This window comes from Verrucomicrobiia bacterium (assembly GCA_035765895.1).
Taxonomy (GTDB): Bacteria; Verrucomicrobiota; Verrucomicrobiia; order Limisphaerales; family DSYF01; genus DSYF01.
This window is the reverse complement of sequence record DASTWL010000011.1, coordinates 60,757-68,584: the sequence shown is the minus strand read 5'-3', so window position 1 is coordinate 68,584 and position 7,828 is coordinate 60,757. Positions and strand designations below refer to the sequence as shown.

7 protein-coding genes are annotated in these 7,828 nt (G+C 60.6%); 6 read left to right on the top strand and 1 reads right to left on the bottom strand.

The window, feature by feature from the left end; all coding sequences use genetic code 11:
- The first annotated feature begins 676 nt into the window (after window positions 1–676).
- From nusB to VFV96_02400, 6 genes are all read left to right on the top strand, one after another.
- A complete protein-coding gene (gene nusB / locus VFV96_02425; protein ID HEU5069248.1) occupies window positions 677–1,183 on the top strand; it encodes a transcription antitermination factor NusB in 507 nt (168 codons plus the stop codon).
- A 1-nt stretch (window position 1,184) separates the two neighbouring features.
- Window positions 1,185–2,033, top strand: a complete 849-nt coding sequence (locus VFV96_02420; protein ID HEU5069247.1) for a PHP domain-containing protein — start codon at window positions 1,185–1,187, stop codon at window positions 2,031–2,033.
- 134 nt (window positions 2,034–2,167) lie between these two features.
- The gene (ftsY, locus tag VFV96_02415; protein HEU5069246.1) at window positions 2,168–3,079 is read left to right on the top strand and encodes a signal recognition particle-docking protein FtsY; all 912 of its coding nucleotides are present in this window, start codon (window positions 2,168–2,170) and stop codon (window positions 3,077–3,079) included.
- Window positions 3,080–3,233: 154 nt separating this feature from the next.
- Entirely contained in the window at window positions 3,234–4,106 is an 873-nt protein-coding gene (locus VFV96_02410) for an AraC family transcriptional regulator (protein ID HEU5069245.1), read from the top strand.
- Between the two features lie 195 nt (window positions 4,107–4,301).
- A complete protein-coding gene (locus VFV96_02405; GenBank protein ID HEU5069244.1) occupies window positions 4,302–5,171 on the top strand; it encodes a class I SAM-dependent methyltransferase in 870 nt (289 codons plus the stop codon).
- A gap of 34 nt (window positions 5,172–5,205) precedes the next feature.
- Window positions 5,206–5,508 carry a carboxymuconolactone decarboxylase family protein gene (locus tag VFV96_02400; GenBank protein ID HEU5069243.1) on the top strand — a complete coding sequence of 101 codons (303 nt, stop codon included), beginning with the start codon at window positions 5,206–5,208 and terminating at the stop codon, window positions 5,506–5,508.
- A gap of 99 nt (window positions 5,509–5,607) precedes the next feature.
- Here the strand turns inward: VFV96_02400 and VFV96_02395 are convergent, their stop codons facing one another.
- A complete protein-coding gene (locus tag VFV96_02395; GenBank protein ID HEU5069242.1) occupies window positions 5,608–7,746 on the bottom strand; it encodes a GH92 family glycosyl hydrolase in 2,139 nt (712 codons plus the stop codon).
- Between the last annotated feature and the right edge of the window lie 82 nt (window positions 7,747–7,828).

The window sequence follows — 7,828 nt, the reverse complement described above, 5'->3', positions numbered from 1 at the left end:
TTGGGGCGCCGCGCCATCAGTTCGAGCTTGGCTTGCTCTTCGGGCTGCAAGGTCAATGGTTTCAAAGGGCGACCGGTGCTCATGCCCCCACCTTCGCAGGTCGCACGCATTATTGCACGAACTAATCACTCACCACACTAGTTGTATGACTACAGGATTCATCCATGAAGGGGGCAGAGATGGCTAATGGTATATTTGCGTTCATTTTATCGTCGGGCCCGCACCGCGTTGGTTGCGGTGGGCCAATGCCCCATCTCCAGCCGCTTCGCAATCCACGGCCAGGTCAGCGTCGTCTCTAAAGGGATCAGGCTTCACTGTTGACACAATACCGGCTGCTGCACGACGGCACGATTCACCTCATGCGTCCAGTTTTCCACCCGTGTGGCTCTGCGGCAATTCATTTGAGCGTCAATCGCTGAAGACGTTGCCGCCAGTCGCGTGGTTCAAACCGCAGCCGGCCCCAACAGCTCGGGCCCTTGGTTTTGCCAACGGCCCAACCTTCGTCTGGCCTTGCCTGGGTGGGCAAGGCAACCTGCCAAAACTTTTTCAAAGGATTCAATGGGACCGTTGGTCTGACGATTCAGGAAAGCATGGTTGCCGAGCATGACGAAAGGGAAGCCTCCTTCAGCCTGCGCCATTGCCCTTTCACCGCGTCTGCCCCAACATGGGCGCGGTTATGAGTTTGGACAAGAAAGGCAAACGTCGTGAGGCGCGCGAGCGGGCCGTGCAGTTTTTGTTTCAGCATGAAATGAATCCCGCCGAGAACCTGGACCGGGCCATCGACGAATTCTGGACGACGCAGCGCGCCAACGCCCACGCGGAAAAACAGGAAGGGCCCACCTGGGGCGAAAAGCCGGAGCTTCCACCGCCCACCGCGGAGGAGGCTGCTGTCCAGCTCTTCGCCGATCCGCTCATCCGCGGCGTGCTCGAACATCGCGCGAAGATTGACGAGGAAATCCAGAAGCACGCCAAAAACTGGTCCCTCCAGCGCATGGCCGCCGTGGACCGGAATGTCCTCCGCCTGGCCGCCTACGAAATGCTGTTCCGCGAGGACATCCCGCCCATCGTCAGCATCAACGAAGCGGTGGATATCGCGAAGAAATTTTCCACGCACGACAGCGGCAAGTTCGTCAACGGCATCCTCGATCAGATCCGCAAGGAATTGATGCGGCCACTCCGCTGAGATGTTTGCCGACCTGCACCTGCACACGTTCTTCTCCGACGGAACCTTTTCCCCGGAAGAAGTCGTCGCGCACGGCAAGCGGATGGGCTTCGCCTGTCTCGCATTGACCGATCATGACACCGTGGAGGGTTGTGAACGCATGGCCGCCGCCTGCGCCGCCGAACGCATCGAGTTCATCCCCGGCAGTGAATTGACGGCCGAATTCGGCGAACACGAACTGCACATTCTCGGGTATGGCTTCGACACGAAGCATCCCCGTTTACTGGCGGAAATGGAGAAGTTTCAAACCGTCCGGCAAAACCGCATCCGCGAAATGGTCGCCCGCATCAATGAACTCGGCGTGCCGCTGGAAGTGAACTCCGTTTTTGAACTGGCCAATTGCCGGGCGCCCGGACGACCGCACGTCGCCCGCGCGCTGGTGAAGGCCGGTCTTTGTGTCAGTCTGGACGAGGCGTTTGAACGCTTCCTAAAAAAGCACCGCCCGGCGTGGGTGCCCAAGGCCAAGATGTCCGCGCTCGAAGCCATCACGCTCATCCACGAAGCGGGCGGACTCGCCGTCATGGCGCATCCCGGCCTGAACAAGTGTGACGAGGTCATTCCCGAACTGGTCAAGGCAGGTCTTGACGGCATTGAGTGTTACCACACCAAGCACACGAACAACACCGCGGCGCACTATCTGAACATCGCCCGGCAATACGGCCTCCTCGTCACCGGCGGCTCAGATTGCCACGGTCTGAGCAAGGGCAAGCCCCTCATCGGCGGCATCAAGCTCCCCATTCACTACGTTCACAAGCTGCAGCAGGCGCTGGCGCAGCGCGCGAAGGTTTCAACTGCGAACCCATGCGAATGAACCAGGAGCAAAACCTTGGACGCGAATGGCGCGAATTCGCGCGAACGGATTTTCAATTCGCGTCAATTTGCGAAACCCGCGTCACGCCTTTCCCGCATCCGTGTTCATTCGTGTCCATCCGTGGTTAATCTCCTATGGGATTGTTCTCCAAATTCAAAGCCGCGCTCACCAAGACGCACGACAAGCTCACGCATGAGATCAAGCGCATCGTCACACGCTCGCCCAAGCTCGACGCCGCCACGCTGGAGGAGATTGAAGTCGCGCTGATCAGCGCCGACCTCGGCCTGGAGATGACTTCGCAGATTGTCGCGGCGGTGAAGAAGGCCTACGAGTCGCAAGGCACCGCCGGCCTCGACGTGCTGGCCATCGCCAGGCGCGAAGTGGAGAACAGCCTCGCCGTCAAGGAACCCGGACTGCGCACCGCCACGAGCAAGCCGACGGTGGTTTCCATCGTCGGCGTGAACGGCACCGGCAAGACGACCACGTCCGCCAAGCTTGCAAACCTTGTCCAAACGCAGGGCCAGACCGCGTTACTTGCCGCGTGCGACACCTTCCGCGCCGCCGCCATCGAGCAACTCAAGCTCTGGGGCACGCGCCTGAATGTCGAAGTCGTCGCCGGCGCCTACCATGCCGATCCCGCCGCCGTGGCGCACGACGCCATCACGGCGGCACTCGCGCGCCAGGCAGATTACCTCTTCATCGACACCGCGGGCCGCCTGCACACGAAACACAACTTGATGCAGGAATTGCAGAAGGTTCACCGGGTCATCGGCAAACAGCTCGAAGGCGCGCCGCACGAAGTGTTGCTCGTGCTCGATGCGGCGACGGGCATGAACGCCTTGACGCAGGCCCGTGAGTTCAACAAGGCCGTGCCGCTCACCGGCCTGATCGTGACGAAGCTCGACGGCACGAGCAAGGGCGGCATGGTGGTGGCCATCCAGAAGGAGCTCGGCATCCCGATCAAATTCGTGGGTCTTGGCGAAAAGGCCGACGACCTGCAACCCTTTGACCCCAAGGAATTCGCGCAGGCGTTGTTTGAGGAGTGAGGGCGTGACGTCGGGGCGCTTCGCAGCGGCCGGATCCCCCAACCTCTTTGCGCGGCCCGACTCGCCGCAAAGCAAGAATGGAACTAAAGTTCCATTGTGCCGCTGGCGAGAGACGTGAGAATGCCGGGCAAATTGATTCGTCAGGAGTTTTGTTGTGCTGAATCTATACGATGCCGTCCGCCGGAACGCGAGCTACAGCAAGCTTGAGATCGGGGAATTTCTCTTCGCGGAATACACGTGCGGCTCGCCCGAAAAGCTCCTGCCCAACTGGACCGAGAAGGATTACTTCGTCCATGTGGTCACGGGGAAGAAGACGTGGCACACGCCGGATGGCGTCTGGCAGGCCACGCCCGGCGAAACCTTGTTCTTCAAGAAGGGCGCCACCATCGTGGAACAGCACTTTGAGAAAGACGTCTGCCTGCTCATGGTCTTCATCCCCGACGCGCTGATGCGCAGCACGGTGCGCGAAGTCATGGAAATACTGAGCCCCGCCACCAGCAACGGTGCTGTCATCAAGACCGCGCTGCGCGTGGCAAACGATGTGGCGCTGGAGGCGCTCTTTCAATCCATGCGCACCTACCTGGGCGGAACGGACAAGCCGCCCGAGCCGCTGGTCCGCCTCAAGTTGAAAGAGCTCGTGATGAGCGTCCTCACCAGCGGGACGAACCCGGAACTGGCCGCCTACTTCCGGCGCCTCGGCGCCAGCGAGGCGCCCGCCATCGCGGAAATCATGGAGGCGAACTTCCGCTACAATCTTTCACTGGAGGAATACGCCCGCCTCTGTCACCGCAGCCTGTCCTCGTTCAAGCGCGAGTTTCAGGCGCAGTTCCAGGAGTCGCCCGGCCGGTGGCTGTTGCAACGCCGGCTGGATCATGCGGCCCGGCTGCTGCGTCACTCGCCCGTGAGCGTGACCGGGATTGCGTTGGAAAGCGGCTTTGAGGATGTCTCGCACTTCAGCCGGGTGTTCAAGGAACGCTTTGGCGTTCCGCCCTTGTCCTACCGGCAGGAGCCTTCGCTCGCCGCCTGAGCGTCACCGCCAAAATCATCAGGCGGTCTGCCCGCGGTTCTTCGATTCCATCCCTCCCCTGCCCCGGCATGCGCCGGTCGCCCGGGAATCTGGACGGCACAACCTGGGCTGCAGAGTCAAAACTTTGAACTCCGCAGCAAAGCAGCCCGACTGTGTTCCCTTCATGATGCGGTCGTCATTCAACTGTGACCCCATATGCAAACACTGACGACAGCACCAAAACAAACCGTCCACCACTTCAACCCGCCGGCCATTCCCAACCTGTCCGCCATCAAAGCCCGGCAGAAGGCGACTTGGGAATCCGGCGACTTCGGACAGATTGCCCGCAGCATCGAAAACGTCGCCGAGGAATTCATGGCACGTCAATCCTTGCGGCCGGGGATGAACACGCTCGATGTAGCCTGTGGCACGGGAAACCTTGCGCTCATCGCCGCCCGGCAGGGGTGCGCCGTCCACGGCATTGACATCGCCGCCAACCTGCTGGCCCAGGCGCGCACCCGCGCTGCGGCGGAAGGATTGAACCTCGTGCTCCAGGAGGCAGACGCGGAGGCGTTGCCGTTCGCGGACAACACGTTTGACCTCGCCGTCAGCATGTTCGGTGTGATGTTCACGCCGCAACCCCCGGTCGCCACGGCCGAATTGTGGCGCGTGACGAAACCTGGCGGGCAGATCGCGCTCGCGAACTGGACGGTTGAAGGATTCATCGGGAAGATGTTCACCGTCTTCAAAGCGCATCTCCCTCCGCCGCCCGCCGGCCTGCCCTCGCCAATGGAATGGGGCAACGAATTGATCGTCCGCGAACGACTGCATGGCAGCTTCACCGACGTGCGGCTCACGCGCCGGGTCGCGATGATGCGCTTTCCGTTTCCACCCGCGGAGACCGTTGAGTTCTTCCGCAAGCATTACGGCCCGACGCTGCGCGCCTTCGAATCCCTGCCCCCGAGCGGGCAATCCGCGCTGCAACGGGAACTGGTGGACCTGCAAACCCGCCACAACACCGCGATTATTCCCGGCACGACGGAAGTTGCCGCCGAATATCTGGAAGTGGTCGCGATGAAGTTCTGAACGAGAAAACATCAAAATCAACAAAGCACACATCATGTATAACCAAGAGAACCTGACGAAGATCAAGCAGATGAACGACCTCGCGCCCGAAGTGATGAAGGCGTTCTGGACGTTCGACAAGCTGGCCGTGGCGGAAGGCGCGATACCGGTGAAATACAAGGAACTCATTGCCGTCGCGGTGGCCGTGACAACGCAATGCCCCTATTGCATCGGCATCCACACCGCGAACGCGCGCAAGGCCGGAGCCACGGAGGCGGAACTGGCCGAAGCCGCCATCGTGGCGGCGGCGCTGCGGGCAGGCGGCGCGATCACGCATGCCACTCATGCGCTGAGTTGAAGTCCGCTTCAGCAAGCCGCCCACTTCACGCACACGAAGTGGGCGGTCTCATTTGCCCTTCAACACGCCGGCCAGTTTGTTTGTCGGTGTGAAAGGTCGTCAGGGCGAGGCCGGGGCCGTGCGGATGACCAGCTTTCCCCCGTTGACCAGTTCGTGGTGCGGGATGAAGTAACCGTCCAGTGGGTGGACGTCAAAACTGATGCCGGTGATTTTCGTCCCGGAGCCCTGCTTTTGAATGACCAGCGGCATCTTGCCTCCCAGATCCAGTTTCACCTCGTCGAAGAGGGGCACGGTGACGATGTAATCCGGATCCGCGGGCGAGTAGGTGTAGAGGCCAATGGCGTTGAAGACATACCAGGATGACATCTCCCCGGCGTCATCCATGCCGCACAAGGTATTGCCACCTTCCATGCCGTAAAAGCGATCCATGATCTCGTTCAGAATCGCCTGCGACTTCTCCGGTTTGCCGACAAAGTAGTAGAGGTAGGGAAAGCCGTGATCCGGTTGGTTGCCGTGGCAATACTGGCCGATGAAGCTGTTGATGTTCATCGCGATGTAATGCGGATTCCACGGAATGGAAAAGAACCGGTCGAGTTGATGCTCAAACTCCCCCGGGCTGGGAAACAGCCGGATCAGGCCCGGCGTGTCCTGTGGCGCGAAGAACGAGGATTGCCAGGCGTTCGCCTCGCGATACATGTATTCGTAATAGGGATACTGCGGATTGAACGGCTCCACCCAGTCGCCGTTTTCACGGCGTCCGCGCATCAAGCCGGTCGAGCGATCGAAGAGGTTGGTGAAATTGTGCGACCGCCTGAGAAGCATGGTGTAGTTCGTCTCGTCATGGAGCGCCCTGGCGAGCAGAGCCACCGCGTAATCGTCGTAGGCGTATTCGAGGGTTTTGGTGACGGCCGCCCGGGCCTTGGTTTCCACGTTCGGGTTCGCAATGTCCGGCGTGGCAATGTAACCCTTGGCAAGATATTCCCCGAGGTAAGGGCGCGACGGCCCTTCCACCGTGGCGTTGCGAAGCAACAGCCGGTAGGCATTGGTGACATCAAAACCGCGCAGCCCGCGCAGATACGATCCCGCGATGAACGGCGCCGCATGGTCCCCGTGGAAGAACGTGGGAATGAATCCCGTCGCCTCGCCGCGGTCCACCAACGATTGAATGACATCCTCCGTGACTTTGGGCGACAGCAGGCCAAACAGGACGAGCTTGTTGCGATAATCATCCCACAACGAGGGAACGGTGTAATAGGCGAAATCCTTCCGCACCACGCGATCGTGCGCGTCCAGAAACTCGCCGTTCACGTCACTCCGCAAGGCCGGCCAGAGAAACGACCGGTAAAGGCACGAGTAAAACAGCCGCTTCTGGCGCTCGGTGCCGCCCTTGACCTGGATCTTGGAAAGCAATGCCTCCCATTCCTGCGCCGCCCCGGCCCGCACCTGATCGAAGCTTTTCCCATCCAACTCCTCCAAATTGTCGCGCGCGTTGTCCGGCCGGGCATACGAGAGCCCGAGCTTGATTTCCAACGGCCCCGTTCCTGCCTCAAATTCGACCACCGAAACATCGTGGCGCGTCCCGTGAAGCGTTTTGATCCGTTTGATTCTGTGATTGGCCCGGGCGTAGAAATAAACCTTCTCGTTCGCGTGCTGAAAACCCTGGAACGCGTAGTCGCCATCCGGCTGCAGGCCCCAGCGTCGGACGCGCTCGTTCGAGACAGCAAGATTCACCACCAGTTTTTCCGCTGCGCCGGCGGGAAACGTGTAACGGTGGTAGCCACAGTGGAGCGTGGTGGTCAGTTCCGCGTTGATGCCATAGCGCTCCAGGAACACTTGATAATACCCCGGCGTCGCCGACTCGCGGGCATGACTGAAGCGGGACCCGAAGTCGTTGGGGTTCACTTCGCCGGTCACCGGCAGGATGGGAATGTGGCAGAGGTTCCAATGCCCCTTGTTGGAATGCGCAAACGCCTGGATGACGGTGTCCTCGTATTCGTAGCCCGCGCCGCTGCCGAATTTGGTGATGGGACTGAGCTGCACCATCGCATTGGGCACGGACGCGCCGGGAAAGGTGAGCCCGGCCCAGACCCGCCAGGGCGGATTGAAACCGATGTCGGTCACATTGGTCAGTGGCGCCGTGCCGAGGAATGGATTCACATACGACACCAGCGGTTTTTCGGCCTGTGCCGCAAGCGCCAGCATCCCGAACGCAGCCAGGGCCGCGAAGTGTTTTTTCATGCTCAAAGCAGACTCCCGCAAACGGAGATTGATTCAAACGCCGGAACACGTGCAATTGGTGTCATGCACCCATATTTAAGCG